Annotated in this window: 23 protein-coding genes; 10 read left to right on the forward strand and 13 right to left on the reverse strand. The window is 62.7% G+C overall.

Translation table 11 applies throughout. The features are described from left to right. Positions 1-189 precede the first annotated feature (189 nt). Complete coding sequence (locus ACOJSI_RS11440) at positions 190-651, reverse strand: cupin domain-containing protein (protein WP_420138418.1); 462 nt, start codon at positions 649-651, stop codon at positions 190-192. 58 nt (positions 652-709) lie between these two features. Continuing rightward, positions 710-1,021, reverse strand: a complete 312-nt coding sequence (locus tag ACOJSI_RS11445) for a hypothetical protein (protein WP_420138419.1) — start codon at positions 1,019-1,021, stop codon at positions 710-712. A gap of 154 nt (positions 1,022-1,175) precedes the next feature. On the opposite strand from ACOJSI_RS11445, the gene ACOJSI_RS11450 reads away from it, so the two are divergent. After that, positions 1,176-2,267, forward strand: coding sequence for an alkene reductase (locus ACOJSI_RS11450; protein ID WP_420138420.1), 1,092 nt, complete (start codon positions 1,176-1,178; stop codon positions 2,265-2,267). Between the two features lie 77 nt (positions 2,268-2,344). Here ACOJSI_RS11450 and ACOJSI_RS11455 read toward each other — a convergent pair whose 3' ends face one another. The 4 genes from ACOJSI_RS11455 to ACOJSI_RS11470 all read right to left on the reverse strand — a co-directional run bounded on the left by ACOJSI_RS11455 (position 2,345) and on the right by ACOJSI_RS11470 (position 5,127). Then, complete coding sequence (locus tag ACOJSI_RS11455; protein ID WP_420138421.1) at positions 2,345-2,746, reverse strand: cupin domain-containing protein; 402 nt, start codon at positions 2,744-2,746, stop codon at positions 2,345-2,347. Beyond that, positions 2,743-3,285 carry a peroxiredoxin gene (locus tag ACOJSI_RS11460; protein ID WP_420138422.1) on the reverse strand — a complete coding sequence of 181 codons (543 nt, stop codon included), beginning with the start codon at positions 3,283-3,285 and terminating at the stop codon, positions 2,743-2,745. Before ACOJSI_RS11460 ends, ACOJSI_RS11455 begins: the two co-directional genes overlap by 4 nt. A 64-nt stretch (positions 3,286-3,349) precedes the next feature. After that, entirely contained in the window at positions 3,350-4,723 is a 1,374-nt protein-coding gene (locus ACOJSI_RS11465) for an FAD-containing oxidoreductase (protein WP_420138423.1), read from the reverse strand. Further along, positions 4,720-5,127, reverse strand: coding sequence for a DUF4126 domain-containing protein (locus ACOJSI_RS11470; protein ID WP_420138424.1), 408 nt, complete (start codon positions 5,125-5,127; stop codon positions 4,720-4,722). Before ACOJSI_RS11470 ends, ACOJSI_RS11465 begins: the two co-directional genes overlap by 4 nt. A gap of 423 nt (positions 5,128-5,550) precedes the next feature. Here ACOJSI_RS11470 and ACOJSI_RS11475 point away from each other — a divergent pair, with 423 nt between their 5' ends. The 5 genes from ACOJSI_RS11475 (at position 5,551) to ACOJSI_RS11495 (ending at position 12,981) form a co-directional block, all read left to right on the forward strand. Beyond that, positions 5,551-8,664, forward strand: coding sequence for a TonB-dependent receptor (locus ACOJSI_RS11475; protein WP_420138425.1), 3,114 nt, complete (start codon positions 5,551-5,553; stop codon positions 8,662-8,664). 191 nt (positions 8,665-8,855) lie between these two features. Beyond that, complete coding sequence (locus ACOJSI_RS11480; protein ID WP_420138426.1) at positions 8,856-9,596, forward strand: DUF6445 family protein; 741 nt, start codon at positions 8,856-8,858, stop codon at positions 9,594-9,596. A 123-nt stretch (positions 9,597-9,719) separates the two neighbouring features. After that, entirely contained in the window at positions 9,720-10,439 is a 720-nt protein-coding gene (locus ACOJSI_RS11485) for a SapC family protein (RefSeq protein WP_420138427.1), read from the forward strand. A gap of 5 nt (positions 10,440-10,444) precedes the next feature. Then, on the forward strand, positions 10,445-11,476 hold the full coding sequence (locus tag ACOJSI_RS11490) for a cupin-like domain-containing protein (RefSeq protein WP_420138428.1): 1,032 nt from the start codon (positions 10,445-10,447) through the stop codon (positions 11,474-11,476). Between the two features lie 23 nt (positions 11,477-11,499). After that, positions 11,500-12,981: a tryptophan halogenase family protein gene (locus ACOJSI_RS11495; protein WP_420138429.1), complete on the forward strand. Its 1,482-nt coding sequence runs from the start codon at positions 11,500-11,502 to the stop codon at positions 12,979-12,981. Positions 12,982-13,000: 19 nt separating this feature from the next. Here ACOJSI_RS11495 and ACOJSI_RS11500 read toward each other — a convergent pair whose 3' ends face one another. The 4 genes from ACOJSI_RS11500 to ACOJSI_RS11515 all read right to left on the reverse strand — a co-directional run bounded on the left by ACOJSI_RS11500 (position 13,001) and on the right by ACOJSI_RS11515 (position 15,806). Beyond that, positions 13,001-13,207: a ComEA family DNA-binding protein gene (locus ACOJSI_RS11500; protein WP_420138430.1), complete on the reverse strand. Its 207-nt coding sequence runs from the start codon at positions 13,205-13,207 to the stop codon at positions 13,001-13,003. A 53-nt stretch (positions 13,208-13,260) separates the two neighbouring features. Continuing rightward, positions 13,261-14,421 (reverse strand): alpha/beta hydrolase family esterase, encoded by a 1,161-nt coding sequence (locus ACOJSI_RS11505; protein ID WP_420138431.1) that lies wholly within the window; start codon positions 14,419-14,421, stop codon positions 13,261-13,263. A 91-nt stretch (positions 14,422-14,512) separates the two neighbouring features. Continuing rightward, a complete protein-coding gene (locus ACOJSI_RS11510; protein WP_420138432.1) occupies positions 14,513-15,442 on the reverse strand; it encodes an NAD(P)/FAD-dependent oxidoreductase in 930 nt (309 codons plus the stop codon). 88 nt (positions 15,443-15,530) lie between these two features. Beyond that, the gene (locus tag ACOJSI_RS11515; protein ID WP_420138433.1) at positions 15,531-15,806 is read right to left on the reverse strand and encodes a UvrB/UvrC motif-containing protein; all 276 of its coding nucleotides are present in this window, start codon (positions 15,804-15,806) and stop codon (positions 15,531-15,533) included. A 110-nt stretch (positions 15,807-15,916) separates the two neighbouring features. On the opposite strand from ACOJSI_RS11515, the gene ACOJSI_RS11520 reads away from it, so the two are divergent. Together ACOJSI_RS11520 and ACOJSI_RS11525 are read left to right on the forward strand one after the other, a co-directional pair. Further along, on the forward strand, positions 15,917-16,675 hold the full coding sequence (locus ACOJSI_RS11520) for an SDR family oxidoreductase (protein ID WP_420138434.1): 759 nt from the start codon (positions 15,917-15,919) through the stop codon (positions 16,673-16,675). After that, positions 16,672-17,790, forward strand: a complete 1,119-nt coding sequence (locus ACOJSI_RS11525) for a glycosidase (protein WP_420138435.1) — start codon at positions 16,672-16,674, stop codon at positions 17,788-17,790. The genes ACOJSI_RS11520 and ACOJSI_RS11525 overlap by 4 nt, the downstream gene beginning before the upstream one ends. Positions 17,791-17,831: 41 nt before the next feature. On the opposite strand, the gene ACOJSI_RS11530 is transcribed toward ACOJSI_RS11525, so the two are convergent. Continuing rightward, on the reverse strand, positions 17,832-18,758 hold the full coding sequence (locus ACOJSI_RS11530; RefSeq protein ID WP_420138436.1) for an SDR family oxidoreductase: 927 nt from the start codon (positions 18,756-18,758) through the stop codon (positions 17,832-17,834). A 171-nt stretch (positions 18,759-18,929) separates the two neighbouring features. On the opposite strand from ACOJSI_RS11530, the gene ACOJSI_RS11535 reads away from it, so the two are divergent. Then, on the forward strand, positions 18,930-19,199 hold the full coding sequence (locus tag ACOJSI_RS11535) for a glutaredoxin domain-containing protein (RefSeq protein WP_420138437.1): 270 nt from the start codon (positions 18,930-18,932) through the stop codon (positions 19,197-19,199). Here ACOJSI_RS11535 and ACOJSI_RS11540 read toward each other — a convergent pair. Together ACOJSI_RS11540 and ACOJSI_RS11545 are read right to left on the reverse strand one after the other, a co-directional pair. Further along, on the reverse strand, positions 19,196-19,495 hold the full coding sequence (locus tag ACOJSI_RS11540; protein WP_420138438.1) for an ETC complex I subunit: 300 nt from the start codon (positions 19,493-19,495) through the stop codon (positions 19,196-19,198). The genes ACOJSI_RS11535 and ACOJSI_RS11540 overlap by 4 nt on opposite strands. A 119-nt stretch (positions 19,496-19,614) precedes the next feature. Beyond that, positions 19,615-19,941, reverse strand: a complete 327-nt coding sequence (locus tag ACOJSI_RS11545) for a hypothetical protein (protein ID WP_420138439.1) — start codon at positions 19,939-19,941, stop codon at positions 19,615-19,617. A gap of 201 nt (positions 19,942-20,142) precedes the next feature. Here ACOJSI_RS11545 and ACOJSI_RS11550 point away from each other — a divergent pair, with 201 nt between their 5' ends. After that, positions 20,143-20,541 (forward strand): hypothetical protein, encoded by a 399-nt coding sequence (locus ACOJSI_RS11550; RefSeq protein ID WP_420138440.1) that lies wholly within the window; start codon positions 20,143-20,145, stop codon positions 20,539-20,541. Positions 20,542-20,583 lie beyond the last annotated feature (42 nt).

Below are 20,583 nucleotides of genomic sequence, written 5' to 3' on the forward strand. Positions count from 1 at the left end.
CAGCATGATGGCAATGGCGTGTTTCATTGACGTCCTCCCCATCGAACGTCGCGGGCATTCGGCGCACGCAATCCTTCGATTAGTCCGACTTATGCAGGAGGGAAACCCCGGCTGCAACCATAGATGACGCCGTTTTCTTGAACGGATCGCGCCTTTTACTCCGACTACACATGCGCATGCTCTCCACAGCTACTTCGCGCGACTGGTGGGATATGGGGTACCGTCCTTGCGAGTATATCCGCTGGGGGTGAACAGCATGTCGATGTCGGGATAGGCGCCGCCCGCATCGGCACCTCCGCTCATGGCAAGGAATATGCAATCCTGCTCGCCGCGATTGACCAGATGATGGCCATTCTCTTCCCCCATGGGAAAGGCGGCACAATCGCCCGCGGCCAGCAGATGCTCGCCTTCGTCATCGATCAACGTCACCTGGCCGGAAAGGATGGCGACGAATTCGTCTTCGCCCTTGTGCCAGTGGCGCTGTGATGACCAGGCACCAGGTTCCAGCCGGACATAGCTGATGCCGAAGGCGGTCAGGCCGGTGGCAGGCGCCAACCTTCGGTACCATCGCCCTGCAACCGCTTGATTATACGGGGGCGGATAGCCCGTACGATTGGTTTCCTGGATCAGGCTGAGATCGATCTTCGGCATGGTGGCTCCCGTTTGCCGCCACCATGCGCTCAATTCTCGCCGCTGGGGAGAGATTTGCCTAGCGATCTACCTCACGCAGCGCTTCCGTGTCCTCGCCCGGTTCGGCCGTATCATAGGCGCCGTAGACGCCGGTATATTCCGGCCGCTCGGCAAGTTCCCTGATGGCGTCGCTGTCATATTCCTCGGTCCAATCGGGACCGGACGCACGCAGCAGCAATCCGTCCTGCTGGGCGGGTGAAAGTTCGAGGAAGCGTGCAACCATTTCGCGCAAGGTGCCGCGCGCGATCCACTCTTCAAACGCGTCTGCGGCGGTGTCGACCTGCGTCACCCGCATCAGGCTGGCTTCGTGATCCCAATGAATGTCGGCCATATCTTGCTCCTGCTCTTCACGCGCTTGAACGCGCGAGGCACGGAAAGGCTCTCAAGCAGCGCTTTTTAACTTCCAAGCATCTCTTGGCTGGCCCAGAACTCAAGGCACCCCATATCGCCGCCGTGCTGCACAGGCAGCAGGGAGAAAATCGAACATGCCGCGCCTTACCGATCCAATCCAGCTGGGCTCGATCCACGCTTCCAGTCGCATGCTGATGGCTCCGCTCACGCGCGGCCGTGCAACCCGCGAGGCGGTCCCCACGCCGATCATGGCGGAATATTATCGCCAGCGGGCATCCGCCGGCCTGATCATCAGCGAGGCGACCGGCATTTCCCGGATCGCGCTCGGCTGGCCCTATGCGCCGGGAATCTGGAACGACGCCCAGGTCGAAGGGTGGAAGGCCGTGACGGCCGCCGTGCATGAAGAAGGCGGAAGGATCGTTTCGCAGCTGTGGCACATGGGTCGGGTCGGCCACCCCGACGTCAATGAAGGCCAGCCCGTCTCGGCCTCGCCCACGGCGCCTCCGGGCCATGCCCATACCTACTCCGGCAACCAGCCTTATCAGGCGGCGCGTGCGCTGGAGGTGGACGAGATCCCCGCTTTGCTGGACGATTATGCCCGGGCGGCAGAGAATGCGCTGAAGGCGGGGTTCGACGGCATCCAGTTGCATGCCGCCAATGGCTATCTGCTGGACCAATTCCTGCGCGACAACAGCAACTTCCGCACAGACCAATATGGCGGCCCGATCGAAAACCGTATCCGCCTGCTCGGCGAAGTGGTCGATCGGCTCGTGGCGACGATCGGCGCCGACAAGGTCGGTATTCGGCTGTCGCCCAATGGCGAGTCACAGGGCGTCAACGACAGCAATCCCCATGCGCTGTTCGCCGCGGCGGCCAAACTGCTCGACGAAAAACACGCGGCTTGGGTCGAACTGCGCGAGCCGCGTCCGGGCGGCACCCGGGGGCTTCCCGACGTGGCGCCAGTGCATCCCGTCATCCGCAAGGCTTTCTCCCGCCCTTTGATCCTGAATGCCGATTACACGCTGGAAGACGGCCAGGCGGCACTGGATCATGGCGAAGCCGACGCCATCACCTTCGGCCGGCTGTTCCTGGCCAATCCCGATCTGCCGCGCCGGCTGCTGGAGAAGCTGCCGCTCAACCCGCCTCGCCCCGACCTGTTCTACACGCAGGGCGAAGAAGGCTATATTGACTATCCGCGGTGGGAAGAGGTCGGCCAGCCAGCCTAACCGACCGGCGTTCCAAGGCGGCTGCCGAAGCGAGAGGTTGGTCGCGCCAACCCGCCTTCTTCGGCAGCGCCCCATCATCAGGCGGAGAAATCGGGCTCCCAGCCAGGTGGCGCGAGCGTGAAGCCGGCGAAATCGAAGCCGGGCACGACGACGCACGAGACCAGTCCCCAGCCGTCGGCCGCATGGGCCGCCTGCCAAGCGCCGGCGGGCACGACCACCTGCGGGTTGGCGGCGTCCAGCTTCTGAGTTTGGTCGCCGACCTTCAGTTCGATGGCAGCCCCGGCGTGCCATAGCCACAGCTCGTCGGCGTCCACAGTGTGCCAATGCGAGCGCTGGCCTTGCTCCAGCAGGAACAGGATCGCCGTGCCGGCGGCGCGTTCGCCGGGTGCCGCGTTCGCGCGCCAGGTTTCACGATACCAGCCCCCCTCCGGGTGGCGTGCCAGACCATGGCGCTCGATCAGTTGTTGAGCGTCGCTCATCCGTGCTTATGCTGGGCGGCCCAGCTCTTCACCGCCCCCATGGTGCCCTTGACATGGCCGGCCGGATCCATGGCCGAATAGGCGAAGATCACCTTGCCGTCGGGCGCGATCACATAGGACGTCCGATCGGAGACGGCCGGGTTCTTCGGCAAGGACACTTTATAGGCGCTGATGGTAGCCGGCGTCGCCGAGCCGACCGCGAATTTGTTGCGGCATTCGGAAACGGAAAACTTGTTGAGCTTGTCGATTGGGTCGGCCGACATACCGATGACCGTCGCGCCCAGTTTCTTGAACGTATCCGTCGCTTCGGCGAAATCGTGCGCCTCGATCGTGCAGCCCGAGGTGAACGCCGCCGGATAGAAATACAGCACGACCGGCCCCTTCTTCAGCGCCTGCTTGAGAGAGAAGGGCATCGGCTTGCCGGCCAGGCTGACCTGGGTCGCGAAATCGGGCGCGCTCGCACCGACAGGAAGCGCGGCGGTGGCAGCTGCGGGCAGAGCCGCCGATAGCAGAGCCAGGCACAGAAACGAACGCAGCATCGGCAGTGTCCTTGGGATGAAGTTGGTCGCGCAGCCTATCCCATGCGTGGGCCGAGTCCAATCGTTACGCGGGTCGCAAATCCCCGACCAAGGTCGGTAGGAGCTCCGATACCGTCGGATGGATCGGCACCGCCCATTGCAGCGTCTCGATCGGCTGATCGGCATTCATCATGTCGAGAATGCCGTGAATGGCCTCATCGCCGGTAGTGCCGAGAATCGCCGCACCCAGGATGCGCCTGGTTTCCGCATCGGCCACCAGCTTCATGAACCCCAGCGACTCCGCTTTTTCCACGGCGCGGCCGACGCGGGTCATGGGCCGGGTGGAGATGAGCAGCGGCCGGCCGCTGGCACGCGCCTGCGTCTCGCTCATCCCGACCCGCCCCAATGGCGGATCGATGTAGAGCGCGTAGCCCAGGATCCGATCGGACAATTTGCGGTCAGCCTTGTCCAAGAGGTTGGCGGCAACGATTTCATAATCATTCCACGCCGTATGCGTGAAGCCGCCACGGCCATTGCAATCGCCCAACGCCCAGATGCCTTCGACGTTGGTGGCCAGCCTGTCGTCAACGACGATATTCCCCTTGGCATCCGTGGCAACGCCGGCCTTGTCGAGGCCGAGATCGTCGGTGTTGGGGCGGCGGCCGACCGCCAGCAGCACATGGCTACCCACAACCTCAGGCGCGCCTTCGGTACAATCGACCCCGATCGAGACGCCCTGCGCGTGACGCGCCAGACTGATGCAACAGGCGTCTGTGCGGACCTCGATACCCTCCCCTTCCAGGATCGCGCGTACCGCATCGGAAATGTCCGGGTCTTCACGTGAGATGAGGCGCGGGCCCATCTCCACCACCGTGACCCGTGCGCCGAAGCGCCGATACATCTGCGCGAATTCCAGGCCGATATAGGAGCCACCCACCACGACGAGATGGTCGGGCACCTGTTCGAGCGGGATGATGCTGCTGTTCGTCAGGAACGGGACGTCGTGCACGCCGGGAAGGTCCGGCACGGCCGCTCGGCCACCAACGTTGAGGAATATTTTCGGCGCTTCCAGGATCTGGTCGCCGACACGCATGATGTGCGGACCTTCGAACCGCGCATGGCCGCGCAGGAAGGTCAGCCCCTCCATGCCCTCCAGCCATTGTTCGTTGCTGCTGCGCGAATCCAAGATGATCTTGCGCGCCCGCGCCGCCACGACCGGCATATCGATCGCAATGACGCCGGTCTTCACGCCGAAGTCGGCGCCGCGCCTGGCCATGTGGGCGGCGTAGGCGCTCGCGATCAGCGTCTTCGTCGGCTTGCACCCGGTATTCACACAAGTTCCGCCCACGAGGTGGCGTTCCACCAGGGCCACCTTCATCCCGGCGCCGGTCAAACGTCCGGCCAGTGCGGGGCCGGCCTGTCCCGCGCCGACAATGATCGCATCGAATTTCTGGGTCATGCTGCCGCCATTACAATCGCGCCAGCGACGATGATAGCGATCACATCTTCAAGGATTGCAGCCGGCCGATCGCGGCCGAATGCAGCAGCCAATCTGGCCCGCCCAGCCGCGCCCCCGAGCGTACCGATAACCGCGCCGACCACGCCGGCAATCCCGCCCGGCCAGAGCAGGCCATGCGCAGCCCCGATGGCGCCACCGGAGACACCCCCCGTGATCAGCCGCGCGGCGAAGGCCGCCGGAACCTTGCGGCTGGGCGTGGTTGGCAGCTGATCCGAGATCAGTTCTCCGCATGCCAGCAGACCCAAAATCCAGGGTGTCCAGCGATACCCGAGCACCGCCAGCGGCGTCGCGCCGAGGTCGAGCCCCGCGTACCGCGCGGCGAAGCTTATCGCCGCTGGCGCCATGAACGCGCGAAGTCCGGCAACAATACCTATCAGAAGAGCGAATCCCAATATCAGTGTCATCTCGTCTTCCCCCCTTTGGCAGCATCCGCGACGATCTAGTTTTCACCCCTTCATCATCCGAATCCAGCAACTAATGTTTGCGCAAACATACTATAAAAGAACGAAAACGGATGTTGCACCGCAGCAATTCGTGGCATTTTTGCACTCCCGAAGGTTAATGTTGCCATGACTGCGCTGTCATTTTCCGTGTATACGTTTACATTCTTTTGGTCGAATTGACTTCATATCTCCGCAGGATAGGCGGGCGTTCAGGGTGACCGCCGGTGACCTGATACCAGCCGATCAGCGGCCGTGAGCCAGCTGACATTGGGGGGATATTTTATGAATGTTTCGAGGCTTCAGCTCGCTCGCTCGGCGTCTGCTATGGCCGTTGCCGCATGCTTGCTCCTGCCCGCCGCCGCATTCGCGCAGAGCGGCGCAGGGATCGATAACGCAGGCGCTACCGCCACCAACGCACAACCTGGCGCTGCCGATGCGGTCGCACAGCAGGATGCCACCGACGAAGTCGTCGTGACCGGCATCCGCGCATCGCTCAATCGCGCGATTGACATCAAGCGTAATTCCGCCGGCGTCGTCGACGCCATTTCTGCCGAAGATATCGGCAAGTTCCCGGATACCAACCTCGCCGAATCGCTTCAGCGCATCACCGGCGTCTCGATCAACCGCGTCAACGGCGAAGGTTCGCAGGTCGCCGTTCGCGGTTTCTCGGGCGGCTTCAACCTGGTGACGGTCAACGGTCGTCAGATGCCGGCGTCGAACGTCGATACCAGCGGTGCCAACGCGTTCGCACGCGGCACGGGGCGCTCGTTCGACTTCCAGAACCTCGCGTCGGAAGGCGTGAGCACGCTGGAGGTTTACAAGACCGGCCGCGCATCGATTCCATCGGGCGGCATCGGCGCCACGATCAACATCATCACCCGCAAGCCGCTGGATTCGCGCGAGTCGGGCTTCAGCGGTTCGATCGGCGCCAAGGCGCTGTACGACAACTCGGTCGAAGATTCCGAGATGAAGAAGCATCGCGTCACGCCGGAAGTCTCGGGCGTCCTGAACTGGACCAACGAAGCTCAGACGTTCGGCGCGGCCGTGTTCGGCAGCTATCAGCTTCGCCACTCAGCGTCGGTAAGCGGAAGCGAAAACTATTGGAACATCGTTCCGGTCGACACCTTCTTCAATTCCGGCACCTATCTGGCGCCGAACGCCGTGGTCACCAATCGACCGACCAACGCGCAATTCGTGCAGATCCCGAACGACAGCCGCTACGCACTGTCTGAGAACCGCCGTGAGCGTATCAACGCGCAAGGTGTGTTGCAGTTCAAGCCTACTGAGCGACTCGAATTCACGGTGGACGGCCTGTACGCCCGCAACAAGCTGCGGGAACTCCGTAGCGAAGAGGGCAACTGGTTCCAGCGTCCGTTCAACCAGGTGACGTTCGACGATAGCCCCTTCCCGACCGCGACCTTCCTGGGTGAAGCGATCCAGGCCGACAAGGGCTACGAGCAGCAGGCCTATGCCACCGAGACGCAGCTCAAGTCGGTCGGCATCAACGGCAAGTGGGAGTTCGCCGACAATCTGACCCTCACGCTGGACGGTCATCATTCGAAGTCGAAGACGACGCCGGACAATCGCAACGGCACATCGGCGACGCTGGTGGCGATCGGCGCGCCGGTGCGCGCAACGCAGACACTCGACTTCTCGAGCGGCTTCCCGGTCCAATCGGAAACGATCAACGACTGTAACGCCACCAACGGCGGTCGCGGCGGCAATTGCAACGGCCAGCTCGATCTGGGCGATTTCGGCACGCAGGTGGCGCGCACGGTCACGTCGGGGCAGAGCCAGCGTATCAACGAAGCGCGTGCCACGATCGGTTGGGATTTGGGCGAAGGCAGCCGCTTCGACTTTGGCGGCGACTATATCGATACCCGCATGCGTTCGACGCGTAACGATACGACGCAGTTGCTCGGCGACTGGGGCATCAGCGATACGGGTCTGGTGCAACAGCTGGCAGGCGATCAGATCAAGACCTTCTGCCTGACCTGCAAGTTCGATCATTATAACCCGAAAGCCAGCGGCTCGACCTTGTTCGCGGTGCAGGGCAATGCGCTTGATCTGCTCGACATCTTCAGCCCTTATTATCTGAGCCGCGGTAAGGCGGTGTCGAACGGTACGACGCTCGACGATACGGTCCGCGAGAAGACCTGGGCCGTGTTCGGGCAAATGACGTGGGACGGCGAGATCGCCGGGCACAAGGCGCAAGCCGTGATCGGGGCGCGTTACGAGCAGACCCGCGTTCGTTCGCTCGGCCTGCAGGGCATCCCCACGATCCGTTGGGCAGCGGACAACGACTTCTTCGTCGATGGCGGCGTCGGGCTTACGCCGATCAGGGGCAAGGGCCGCTACAGCAACCTGTTGCCGGCAGTGGACTTCAACATCGAACTCACCAGCAAGTTGAAGGCACGCGCCTCGTTCAGCCGAACGCTCGCACGCCCCGACTTCAGCAATCTGTTCGCTTCGGCAACCGTTAACGGCCCGCCGCGTCCGACGGCACTTGGCGGCGTCGCCACCGGCAACTCGCAGAACCCGAACCTGAAGCCGCTGCTCTCCGATAACTTCGACGTCTCGGTCGAGTGGTATTACAAGCCGTCGAGCTTCATCTCGCTGGGCTTCTTCGACAAGCGGGTGAGGAACTTCATCGGCACCGGTATCACCAATGAGCCGCTGTTGGGCGTACGCGATCCGAGCTCGGGCGCGCCCGGCACGCGATCCGGAACCGCATTGTCCTTCCTGAAGGCGAACAACTATACGTTGTCCGACATCAACCTGTTCACCTACACGGCGTTGCTTGCGCAGAATGGCGGAAATGCCGCGGCTGCCACCGCAGCGTTCCAGGGTAATCTGGAGGCGAATGGTGAGTTGAATAGCAAGTTCGTACAGGACGTGCTGGGGGCAGTGGACGTCAACGCCAACAGCGACGATCCGCTGTTCAACTTCGCGGTTTCGAAGCCGATCAACAATAAGGACGGCAAGCTCCATGGCTTCGAATTCGCCTGGACCCACTTCTTCGGGACCAGCGGCTTCGGCTTCTCGGCATCCTACACGAAGGTTGACGGCAATGTGACGGTGGATCCGTTCGCAGACCCCACCGTGAACATCTTCGCGCTCACCGGGCTTGGGGATAGTGCGAACGGCACGCTGATTTACGACAAGAACGGCTTCTCGGCCCGCCTGTCGTACAACTGGCGTGACAAATATCTGACGGCAACCAACCAGGGTGACGGCCGCAACCCGCTGTTCGTGGCGCCGTTCGGTACGCTCGACGCCAACATCAGCTGGGACATCAACGATAAGATTGCGGTCTCGCTGGAAGGCATCAACCTGACGAGCGAACCCCTGCGTCAATATGCGCGTACCAAGAAGAACCTGGTGTTCGCGCAGGAGCTGAAGCCCCGCTTCCTGCTTGGCGCGCGCTATCGCTTCTAAGCGCATCGCATACCGTAAAGAGAGAAAGGCCGCTGTTCGCAGCGGCCTTTTTTCTGCCGATCGTGGTTTGTGCCCTGCCTCAGCCACGGTCCCAAACCCACCTGCCTCGCGCTAGAAGGCCGTGAGATCTGACACATGGCGCATAGCCCGTCCCCGCTTGCCAGCGCCCGCAGCGCGACCTAGGCCGCGTCATGGCGTCGCGTTTTTCCCTCGCGCCCGGCGCGCGGGCTACAGCCGATTTCATCGGCAATGAGCGCGAGCCTCTCCTGCAAGTCGACACGATGATCGCCAATCCCGAAGCGCTCGTCGAACTGGCCGCAACGAGCCAATTTGCGCCTGCTTACGGTCCGAACGGAGGCTATCCCGGCCTGCGCGCCCGCGCGCCGCGGGACTATGTTGAAACGATCCTGCGATCGTTGGGCGGGCCGATTATCGAAGCCTTCCGGCTTGGATCTGTCACACTCGCGCGGGTGGACAGTGCCTATTCGGTGGCCACGCTCCCGCCGGACCGGCTTGTCCCCGCACAGCGTGCGCCACACGTGGATACGACGCATGCGTGGCAATTCGCCATCCTCCACTATCTCTGTCCGGCGGAACTTGGTGGCACCGCTTTCTATCGGCACCGGGCAACCGGCTTTGAAACGCTGACGGAAGAGCGGGTGGCGGCGTACCAGGCGGCTCGCGCGCAGGAAGATTTCGGCGTCGGCTATATCGATGATCGCGACCGGTGGTTCGAGCGGATCAGCGAGGTTCCCGCCAGCTTTAACCGCCTGGTCGTATATCGCAGCCACCTGTTCCATTCGGGCCAGATCCTCGCGCCGGACCGGCTGTCGCCCGACCCGCGCCAGGGCCGGCTGACCTTGAACATCTTCGCGACATTCGCTCCTGCAGGCCCGTCGTCCGAGCGGGCCGTGCCGCCGAGCGGGGCGTGAGAATGAGGCCTGGGACGCTTTTTGTATCGGCGGCATGGGCGCCGCTTTTCAGCATGCTGAACGCAGTATAGCGGTAAGGAAAACCATGGGCATAAGAAACCCCGATTGGAGAGCGCGCCACCGATGAACCGTGTCCTTATCAACAATATCGATCATGCGGATCTCAAGGTTGCGATCGGCGTCGGCGCCTCCTACGGCGACAGCGTCAATCAGATGCTGATCTTCCCATCCGAATTCGAAGAGGCGCAGCGACACTTCCCCATCGTTTTTCGCCAAAGCGAGGACGGGATGCAGGCGCTTGTCCTGCTCGGACTGGATCGCGACGAGAACCTCTTCCTGGAAAATGATCGATGGACCAGCGCCTATGTTCCTGCATCGCAACGGCGCGGGCCCTTTTCCATGGCGATGACGCGCCCGCAGTCCGACGGCGAAGCACCGGGCGAACCGATGATCCATGTCGATCTCGATGATCCCCGCGTCGGCGTCGAGGACGGTTTTCCGCTGTTCCTGCAGCACGGCGGTAACGCCCCCTATCTCGATCATATCGCAAGCGTGTTGGGCGTGATCTACGATGGGCTGACCGGCGCACCGCAGGTCTATGCCGCGCTTGAGGAAGCGGGCCTGCTTCAGCCCGTGACGATGAATATCCAGATCAACGAGGAAAAGGGCTACGACCTGCCCGATCTGTTTGTGATCGATCAGCAGGCGCTGGCCAATCTCAGCGGAGAGCGGCTGGAAGCGCTGCATCGTAGCGGCTTGCTGCGCGCCGCCATCATGGCCGCCGCCTCGCTCGGGAATGTCGCGCGTCTCATCGATCTCAAGAACAAGCGTGCTGGGGCGTAGGCAGAATGACGATCCGGCCGACCCGCACAACGAAGACGATCGAGGGATTAACCCCCGCGACCGTGCCTTGGGACGCGTTGTACACCGAACAGACGCCGGTGATCCTCAAGGGGTTGGCGAAGGACTGGCCGCTCGTGCGCCATGGCCTCGCTTCTCCTGCCGACGCGATGGCCTATTTGGCGACATTCTATAGCGGCCGACCCGTCGTCGGATATACTGGCCCGCCGGCAATCAAGGGCCGCTTCCACTATGATGCGACCGCCACCGCCATGAATTACACGTCCGAGCGCGTTCAGCTCGGCGAGTTCATGGCGCGCATCGCGGCGCATCTTGACGATCCTGAAGCGCCGGCTTTCTATATGGGCTCCACCGACGTCGATACGTTCCTGCCCGGGCTACGTGCAGAGAATGATCTTCGGCTGGACCATCCTCAACTGGCCGCCCAGCCGCTCGTCAGCATGTGGCTGGGCAATCGCACGGTCGCGTCCGCGCATTACGACACGTCCAACAACATCGCCTGCGCGTTGGTCGGGCATCGACGCTTCACCTTGTTCCCGCCGGAGCAGGTCGCCAATCTGTATCCAGGCCCGCTGGAGCCCACGCCTGGTGGCCAGGTGATCAGCATGGTCGATTTCGAAGACCCCGATTTCGAGCTTCATCCAGGGTTCGCTGACGCGATCGCCGCCGGGGAGGTCGCCGAGCTGGGGCCGGGCGACGTCCTCGTCTATCCGGCGCTCTGGTGGCATCATGTCCAGGCGCTGGATGCGTTCAACATCATGATCAATTATTGGTGGAACGCGGTCCCCGATTATATGGACTCTCCGGCCAACACGCTGCTGCACGCGATGCTGAGTTTGCGGGACCGCCCCGACAGCGAAAAGCGGGCATGGCGCGCCATCTTCGATTATTACATCTTTGGCGATGCGAAGCGTCCCATTGCCCATCTGCCGGAGCCTGCGCATGGCAATCTCGCGCCGCTCGATACGATGAAGGCCCGGCGGCTGCGCGCAACCCTTCTGAATAAGTTCAACCGCTAAAAATGACTCTGGGGGAGGCGTAGGTGGAAGCGCAAACTGTGAAGCGCGTGGTGATCGCGGGCGGCGGCACCGCCGGCTGGATCGCGGCGGCCGCACTGGTGAAGCAGCTGGGCCCCCTGCTCGACATCACCTTGGTGGAATCTGACGAGATCGGCACGGTGGGCGTGGGCGAATCCACCATTCCCACCACCCGCACGTTTCACAGCCTGCTCGGTATTTATGAGCAAGCTTTCCTCCGCGAGACGACATCGACGTTCAAGCTCGGTATCGCGTTCGAGAACTGGAATCGGATCGGCGACAAATATTTCCACGCCTTTGGCACCGTCGGCAAATCGGTGTGGATGGCCGATTTCCAGCATTTCTGGCTGGAGGCGCGGCGGCAGGGCTTCGGCGGGGACTATGGCGATTACAGCCTGGAACAGCAGGCGGCCCACGCCGGAAAATTTGCTACGTCGGAAGGATCCACGCTCAGTTACGCCTACCATCTCGATGCGACCGCCTATGCCCGGTTCCTGCGCGGATTGGCCGAACCGGCCGGCGTCAAACGGGTCGAAGGCAAGATCAGCCAAGTCCTGCAGAATGCGCGGACCGGCTATGTCGAAGCGCTGGAGCTTGCATCCGGCCAGCGCATCGAGGGCGATCTGTTCATCGACTGCACGGGCTTCCGTGCGCTGCTGATCGAACAAGCGCTGCAGACCGGTTTTGTCGATTGGAGCGAGTGGCTCAGCACGAATGCCGCCGTGGTCGTGCAAAGCGAATCCACCGGCCCGGCGGTGCCCTATACCCGCGCTATCGCGCATGAGGCGGGCTGGCGCTGGCGCATCCCGCTCCAGCATCGTGTGGGCAACGGGCTCGTCTATTGCGACGCCGACATGTCGGACGATGCCGCCCGCGCAAAGTTGCTGGCCGATATTGACGGCAAACCCTTGTTCGAGCCGCGCCTGCTGCGCTTCAAAGCCGGCACGCGCAAACAGTCATGGAATAAGAATGTCATCGCCATGGGCCTTTCCAGTGGCTTCATCGAGCCGCTGGAATCGACCAGCATTCACCTCATCAAGATCGCGGTCAGCCGCCTGATCCAATCCTTCCCCTTCGGCGGGATCAGCGATGCGACGATGAGCCGCTTCAACGCAGAGTCGCGCAAGGAGATGGAGCACATTCGCGACTTCATCATCCTTCACTATAAATTGACGGAGCGTGACGACAGCCCGTTCTGGCGCCGGTGCCGCGACATGCCAATTCCTGATAGCCTGGCGAACCGGATCGCCCTGTTCCGTGACAATGCGGCAGCCTACCAAGGCGCGGACGAGATGTTCCGCATCGACAGCTGGATCATGGTGATGCTGGGGCAAGGGGTAGAGCCGCGCTCCTACCATCAGCTCGGTCGATTGATGGAGCCTGGCCAGCTTCGATCCGCCTTGTCCGATCTGAAAGGCGGCATCGCGGCGGAGCTTGCCAGGCTGCCGGCGCACCAGGATTTCGTCGAGCATTATTCAAAGGGGTGAACGCGCCCCGTTGCGGTGGCTACAGCGTCAATTGGGCGCGCGTCGCCTCGTCGATCTTGCCGGACAGACCAGGTACCTCATCGAGCTGGCGAAGCGCTGTGAAACCGCCCCGCTCCTCCCGGTAGCGTACGATCTCATATCCGTGGCCCGCCAATGCACCGACGCTGTCCAACATCTCCTGACTGGCCGTATTCACATTCACGCAGGCAGATGGTGCATCGGGCAACGAATATCTCCTCCTGGATCAGTAACGAACGAAGCCAGGCTCCGGTGCCCAGCCTAGCGCATCAAGTCGGCTGCCCGGAGCGCATCTTCAATCACCTTGCCCACCCCTGTTGCCGGCGCGGTCGGTCCGGGGCCTGGGCGGCCGGGCATGCGGCGCAGCCGCGGGTTGACCGTCTCCGCGGCCGTCCGCGCAAGCGCGGTAGCCCGTGCAGGCGCGGGCGCTTCCTCGGGCCGGGGCGCGTCCATCCTCGCCCCGTCGTGCAATTGCCAGAAGCGGGCTATGTACACTGTCGAGGAGATTTGGACGTCCAGCATGAAGGGTCCGGCTTTGCCGAACCCCGGCGCGCCTTGTGTTGCCAAAGGCGTGCCATGGCCCATTCCGGTGATGCTATATTCCTCGATGACGTCTCGTCCTGAAGAATCGGTCCAGATACGGCGCGGATAGCCTTCGACGACCTCTTCGCGGCTTGGCGTGGCTGCGACTCCATGCAGGGTCCGCCACTGCGCGATGATGTCGGCCGCATTGCCGGGATTGACGGTCGCATCGCCGCTGCCATGCCAGACCGAGATAGTGGGCCAAGGGCCGGTGTGGCTGGACGCGGCACGGACAAGGGCGACCAGCTCCTGCTCGGTGGGACCGCCGTGGCCGCGCATGCGATCAAAGGCCTGCGGGGCGTTGCTTGCGCTTCCATAAGGAAGGCCGGCGATGATCGCGCCGCCGGCGAAAAGCTCCGGATAGGTTGCAAGCATCACTGACGCCATCGCACCCCCGGCAGACAGGCCGGTAATGAAGATCCGGCGAGGGTCGATCTTATGGGCTTCCACCACCGATTGGATCATCTGGCGGATGGACAAAGCCTCTCCCGCGCCGCGCCGCGCATCGCCGGGTGCGAACCAGTTGAAACAGAGATTGGGATTGTTCGCGCGGCGCTGCTCGGGAAAAAGCAAGGCGAACCCGTCGCGCGCGGCGAGTTGCGACCAGCCTGAGCCCGTATCGTAGCCATCGGCTGTTTGGGTGCAACCGTGCAGCACCACGACCAGCGCTGCGCCTTCGGGCAGTGCTTCCGGGATGAAGGTCTTTGCCGTCAATGCTCCGGGATTGGTGCCGAAGTTCGACAATGTCTGCAGATGGCCGGCTTCGCCTGCGGCCGGGGAGGCCTGTCGCGCTTCCGCCATGGCCGCCAGCCGCGCGATGGTCTCGGACAATTTTCTCACGGAATACTCCTGACCGGGGCGATGCAGCACGGCCAACTGGCTCCAATGTACGGCATTTATGCTGCGATGCACAATGAATTGTGCCGACCTGTCATGGGTTGCGATCCCCGTGTGCCTCCCGCAGCAGAGGGGCTTTGGCGGCGAGGTCGTTGCGGATCGTCGTGGCCGCGACCCCGCCCTCCCCCATCGCATGGCTGATCTGGTCGAGCCCCTTCACGACATCGCCCGCCGCATATAGCCCCGGAATGCTCGTGCGTTGATGATCGTCGACGACGAGGCAACCTTCCTCGGACGCGTCCGCGCCGAGCGACCGCGCAAGCTCCGATCGGATCACCGACCCAAGCGCCGGATAGATGCTTGCGAAGTTGCGGCTGCCTTGTGGTGTATCCAGCTGGATGTGGTGCGCCGCCAGCTGGAATGCGCTGGGAGGCCCATCGATCAGGACGACGCCAGCCCCGCTGAGCCGGCTGCGTTGCGCGTCGTCCAGATCATGCCCCGCCTCCGGCGCGATCAGGGCAACATCCGGAGTGTAGCTGCGGAGGAACATCGCCTCTCCGGCCCCGCGATCACCGGTGCCGATCACGCCGATAGGCATGTCGGTTACCTCATAGCCGTCGCAAATCGGGCAATAGCGGATCAGGCCGCGGGCTACCCCTTCATCATGTACGTCATCGGCCATGTCGGGCCGTATGTTGACGACACCCGTGGCGAGCAGCACGCTCCGCGCGGTCACATCGCCACAGGAAGCCGAAACCCGGAACAGGCCGTCTTCCCGTGTGAGCGCCGTCACTTCGCCATCGCGGATGTTCGCGCCGTAGATGCGTGCCTGCTGGTTCATACGCCGCAGCAGGTTCGGGCCACTGATACCTTCAGGAAACCCCGCATGGTTGCGCGTCTTCGGAATGGATGCAGCGCGGCTATGCCCCGCGTCGATCACACGCACGCGAAGGTGGAAGCGGGCCAAATAGATCGCCGCGGTCAGCCCAGCAGGGCCGCCGCCGATGATCAGGCAGTCGAGCATTGTCCTTCCCATTCAAGCCACGGGAATCGAAGAGAAGGTCTGGTGCATGCGCCGGCTCAAGCCGTAATCGCGACGCTGCGCAAGCCGATTACGAACGGCCCTTCGCCTTGCCCCGTGTCATAGGATCGGGCTTTGGCGGCGGCCGCCATCCCGGGGGTGGCGTCATCTTCTGCTGGCTTGTTCCCAACCCCATACGGCCGGGCTGCTGGCGCGTCAGGCCGGACAGGTCGGTATCGTCTGCCAGCTCCGTCTGCGCGCCCCGCGCCAGGCTCAACTGATCACGCAGGCGGCGCGCCTCTTCGAAGTCCAGCCGCGCGGCGGCGGCCTCCATCCGCAAGCGAAGTTGTTCGATCTTGTCCGTCACGTCGGCTCAACGCGCGAAAGCCACTTTGCGTCCCGCAGTTTTTTTCCGAAGGCGGCTGAGCGGAACTTCCCCTTCAACGGGGCTTTCGGAGCCATAGTCAGGAGAAAGCCGTGATTTCTGAAGCAGATGCGCACACCGAACAGCCCACGCTGGAAGGGCGGAAGGCCATCATCACCGGTGGAACGACCGGCATTGGCCGGGCGATCGCCATCCTGTTGGCAAGCTATGGCGTGGATGTCTTCATCTGCGGCCGAACGCCCGAGCATCTGGAAGACGCACTGCAGCGGATCAACCAGGTTGGCCGCGGCGACGGCATCGCGATCGATCTGGGCGATCCGGACAATGTCAGGCGCTTCTTCGACGCGGCGAATGCCTATCTTGGGGGCCTTGATATCGCGGTCATCAACGCCGCCTTCGCCGCCGAAGGCCTTAGCGATACGAGCGAAGATAAGCTTCGCTATGCCATCGCCACCGACTTTACCGCCTACCTGCTAAGCGCGCACGCCGCTGCGGACATTCTGGGCGACCATGGCGACATCGTCTTCATCGGATCGATGAGTGCCCATGTCCTCGGGCCCAGCTCAACCATCTACGCCGGCATCAAATATGGCATTCAAGGCTTCTCGGAAGCGTTGCGCAAGGAATTAGGACCCAAGGGCATCAGGGTCAGCAATGTCGAGCCTGGCAAGACCGGATCCGACATGCAGTCACCCGACATCCCGCCGGAGGAGCAGCGCGCGATGATCGGCCGCGATGAAATGCTGCGCGCCGAGGATATCGCAGTGGGCGTCCATTTCGTGTTGACCCAGCCGCGCCGGGCCATCGTCCAGCAGCTCACGATCGCACCGCGCATGCAGGACAGTGAATGACCTTCCCGATCGACAAGCTCGTCCTTGTTCCGGACGATATCGATCTGTCGCGCTCGCCCTTGGCGGGGCAATTGGGTGTCGAGACCTATGTGCTGGGCGCTTTCAATCCGGCATTGACCCGCCTGCCGAACGGCAATCTGCTGATGATGGTGCGGGTTGCCGAGGCGCTGCGCACGCCCATCTTTGACGGCAAGGTTCATTCGATCCGATGGGACGACGGCCGTTTCGTGCTGGATGCCTGGCCATTGGAACTCGCCGACACCGCCGATCCGCGTAAATTCCGGATCACCGGGGGTGGGTGGAAGGTCATGGCGCTGACCTCGCTCGCCTGGCTGTTGCCGGTTGAACTCACGCCGGACGGGCTGGACGTGGTCGCGCATCACTATGACAAGGCGATCGCACCCCATGCCAGCTTCCAGATGTACGGCCTGGAAGATGCCCGGATCAGCAAGGTTGGGGAGCGCTGGCTGATGACAACCTGCTCCGTCAGTCCGGAGCGTCACTCGACCACGCTCTACAGCTCCGAAAACGGACTGGATTGGACCTTCGAAGACATTGTCCTGGATCATCAGAACAAGGACATGCTGATTTTCGAGGGCTTGATCGACGATCATTACTGGGCCCAGACCCGGCCGCTTGGGGATCTCTACTTCGCTTACCCGCCGGGAAGCGAATGGCGCGCCGGCCCATCAATCAACCTGGCCACATCCCCCGATGCCCGTCATTGGAAGCCCCACCGGAACCCCGGAATACGCCCGCATTCCGCGACGGTAGCCACCGCGCGCATGGGCGGCGGCACCCCACCCATCCTGACCGATCGTGGATGGCTGACCCTGTGGCATGGCGTGGAACCCAAGGAGATCGTCGGCATCTACCGCACCTATTGGTCGATCCTCGACAGAGACGATCCCACGCGAACCATCGCCACCCGGCACGAACCTTTACTGGAGGCGAATCCCGAACTCACCCGCCCCTACGAGGATCAGATGTACGTGCGCGATGTCGTCTTCACCACCGGCATTGCCGACGGCGGCGACCATTATGTGGTAGCGTCGGGCGAGGCTGACCTCGCCTGCCGGATCACGCACATTCCCAAGAGCATCTTCGCGGCCTGAAGCACGCGCCTCCCCGATCGTTCGGGGAGGCGCGCCCCAGATCAGGGTTGGCCCTTGCCGCCACCCGCACCGAAAACATTGCCGGTGGTATAGCTGCCTTCGCTTTCGGCAAGCCGGACATAGATGCCGGCCAGTTCAACTGGCTGGCCCGGTCGCTTGAGCGGCGTATCGCCGCCAAATTGCTCCAGCTTCTCCATACTCGCGCCGCCGCTCACCTGAAGCGGGGTCCAGATCGGGCCTGGAGCGACGCCATTGACGCGAATGCCGCGGTCCGCAAGCTGCTTGGCAAGCGACTTCACATAATTCATGGTCGCGGCCTTGGTCTGGGCATAGTCATAGAGATCCGGCGTCGGATCATAGGCTTGCTCGGACGTCGTGCCGATGATTGCCGATCCCGCCGGCAAGTGCGGCAGGGCCGCCTTGATGATCCAGAACGGCGCGTAGATGTTGGTCTTGATCGTCGCGTCGAAATCTTCGCTGCTGATGTCGAGGATGGAGTCATGCGCCTGCTGCCGCGCGGCGTTCATCACCAGAATGTCCAGGCCGCCCAGGCCGGCGATCGCGTCTGTCACCAACTGTGTGCAATAGGCTTCATCCCGCAGGTCGCCGGGCAAGGCCAGCGCCTGGCGGCCGGCCTGACGGATCAGCTCCACCACCTCCTGCGCATCGTCTTCCTCGTTGGGATAATAGCTGATCGCAACGTCGGCGCCCTCGCGCGCATAGGCAATGGCAGCAGCCCGACCGATGCCGCTGTCACCCCCGGTGATCAGCGCCTTGCGGCCCATGAGACGCCCCGAGCCGCGATAGCTCTCCTCGCCATGATCAGGACGCGGGTCCATCTTGCTTGCAAGGCCGGGCCAGGGCTGCGTCTGACGCTGGAATGGCGGCTTCGGGAATTTATTCACGGGATCGATCAGCGGCGCTGTCGCCGCGCTGCCTGACACGCCATTCTCACCATCATACGCCATCACACACTCCTGAAGCTGGAACAGGCTCAACGAGCGAGCGCGCCGCGCGTTCATTCGCGAGGGAGATCGCCAGACGATCCGTTGCGCCGGATCGGAGCGAAATCAGGGATCACGGAACAAGCGCGCGGTGGCCGCGCTTAGCCTGAACAACGCTTTGAAAAGGAAGGTACAATGGCCGAAGAAGCGATCCTGTACCGCATGATCCTGCCTGACCATGTCTGCCCCTTTGGCGTCCGCGCGAAAGCTTTGCTCGAGCAGCATGGGATGACGGTGGACGACCGAATCCTGAGGACGCGCGAGGAGGTGGATGCCTTCGAAGCGGAGCATCAGGTCGAAACAACCCCGCAGATCTTCCTCAACGGGGAACGGATCGGCGGCTGCGACGATCTTGAAATATATCTGGCGCAGTCGAGCGATGCGCCGTCCGATTCCCCGAGCTAGAAGCCGTCCACCGGGCGGCCGCCGAAATTGGTGGCATAAGGCTTGATCTTGATTGTGCGGCCGCTGGGCTCGAACAGCTGATATTGGAGGCCCTCACGCTCCGCAAAGCGGATAGCAGCCTCGCGCGAAGGAAATTTGAGGATCACCTGACCTTGGGTCTCCCCCGATCCCGACCAACCGGTGAGCGGATCCGCATGCACATGTTGGGGATTATCGAACTCCAACACCCAGCCCTGGCCGTTGCCGCGGCCATTTTGCATGTTGTTTTCGATCCTCTGATAGATCCTCACGCTCATCAGCTGTTGCTCCATTCTATCGCTGAAGCAGAGAGACCCCCACCGGAGGTTGCCGGCGGGGGTCGGCCCAATCCTTGCCACTGGAGCAGCAGTCGCGGCGGGCCATTCTTTCCTCTATATTATTGCGGGGACGGTGTGGTTCCGCCCGTTGCGCCCGTAGTGCTGGTGGTAGCACCCGCATTACCCGCCACATCTGCGCCGTTACCGCCGGTACCATCCATAGCGGCGCCATTCATGTCACTGCTCATGCCGGCGTTCATATCCGAACCGGACATCGCACCGCCATTATCCGTCACCGTCCCATTATCGAGACCGGGATCGACCATATTTGCGGAATCTGTCGTGCTGTTGGCGGTATCGCTGCTGTTCTGGCTTCCGCCGCCGCAAGCGGCGAGCGCAAGCGCCAGGCCAAGGGGGAGAGCCTTTGCGCCTAAGCTGATCTTCATGTCCTACTCCTGAGTTTTGGGGCGCCGCAACAACGGATTCATTGCACCCGTTGTTCCCAACACCATAGTAAAGATTGAATCACAGGAGTCGAACTCATCCATTTCTGCCAGAATGTTACTTATGTTAATAAGGTAATAGTGTTCATAAAGGGATCGATTTTACCACCCCGTTCGTATTGTTCTCCCCACAAGGAGAGTTTTATGATCAAGCGCATGACATTGATTGCGTCGATGGCTATTGCCACGGCCGCGCTCGCCCAAACGACGGGTTCGACGGGATCCGCGGGCTCGACCGCGGGTCAATCGGGCGGCACCGGATCCACAGCGGGCCAACCGGGTGCGGCTGGCACGACCGGCACGGGAACCACCGCGGCTCAACCGGGCAGCTGGAACCAGACAAGTCCTGGCAGCCAAGCGGGAACGTCTACGCAGCCAGGCTCAAATACGGACGGTACCGGCATGGGAACTCCCGGTGCGACCGGCTCGACAACGGGCAGCATGGGCGACACGGGAACAACGACGCCCGGGACGAGCGGTACCGACCAATCGACTGCCACCGATGGAAGCAGCGGCAAGAAGAAATCACGACGACCGCGCTGAGCCCAGCGCCTGCTGAGCCAAAAACACGAAGGGCCGCTCCAA

Origin of the sequence: Sphingomonas sp. (assembly GCF_048595155.1) — a bacterium.
In the GTDB taxonomy this organism is placed as follows: Bacteria; Pseudomonadota; Alphaproteobacteria; order Sphingomonadales; family Sphingomonadaceae; genus Sphingomonas_I.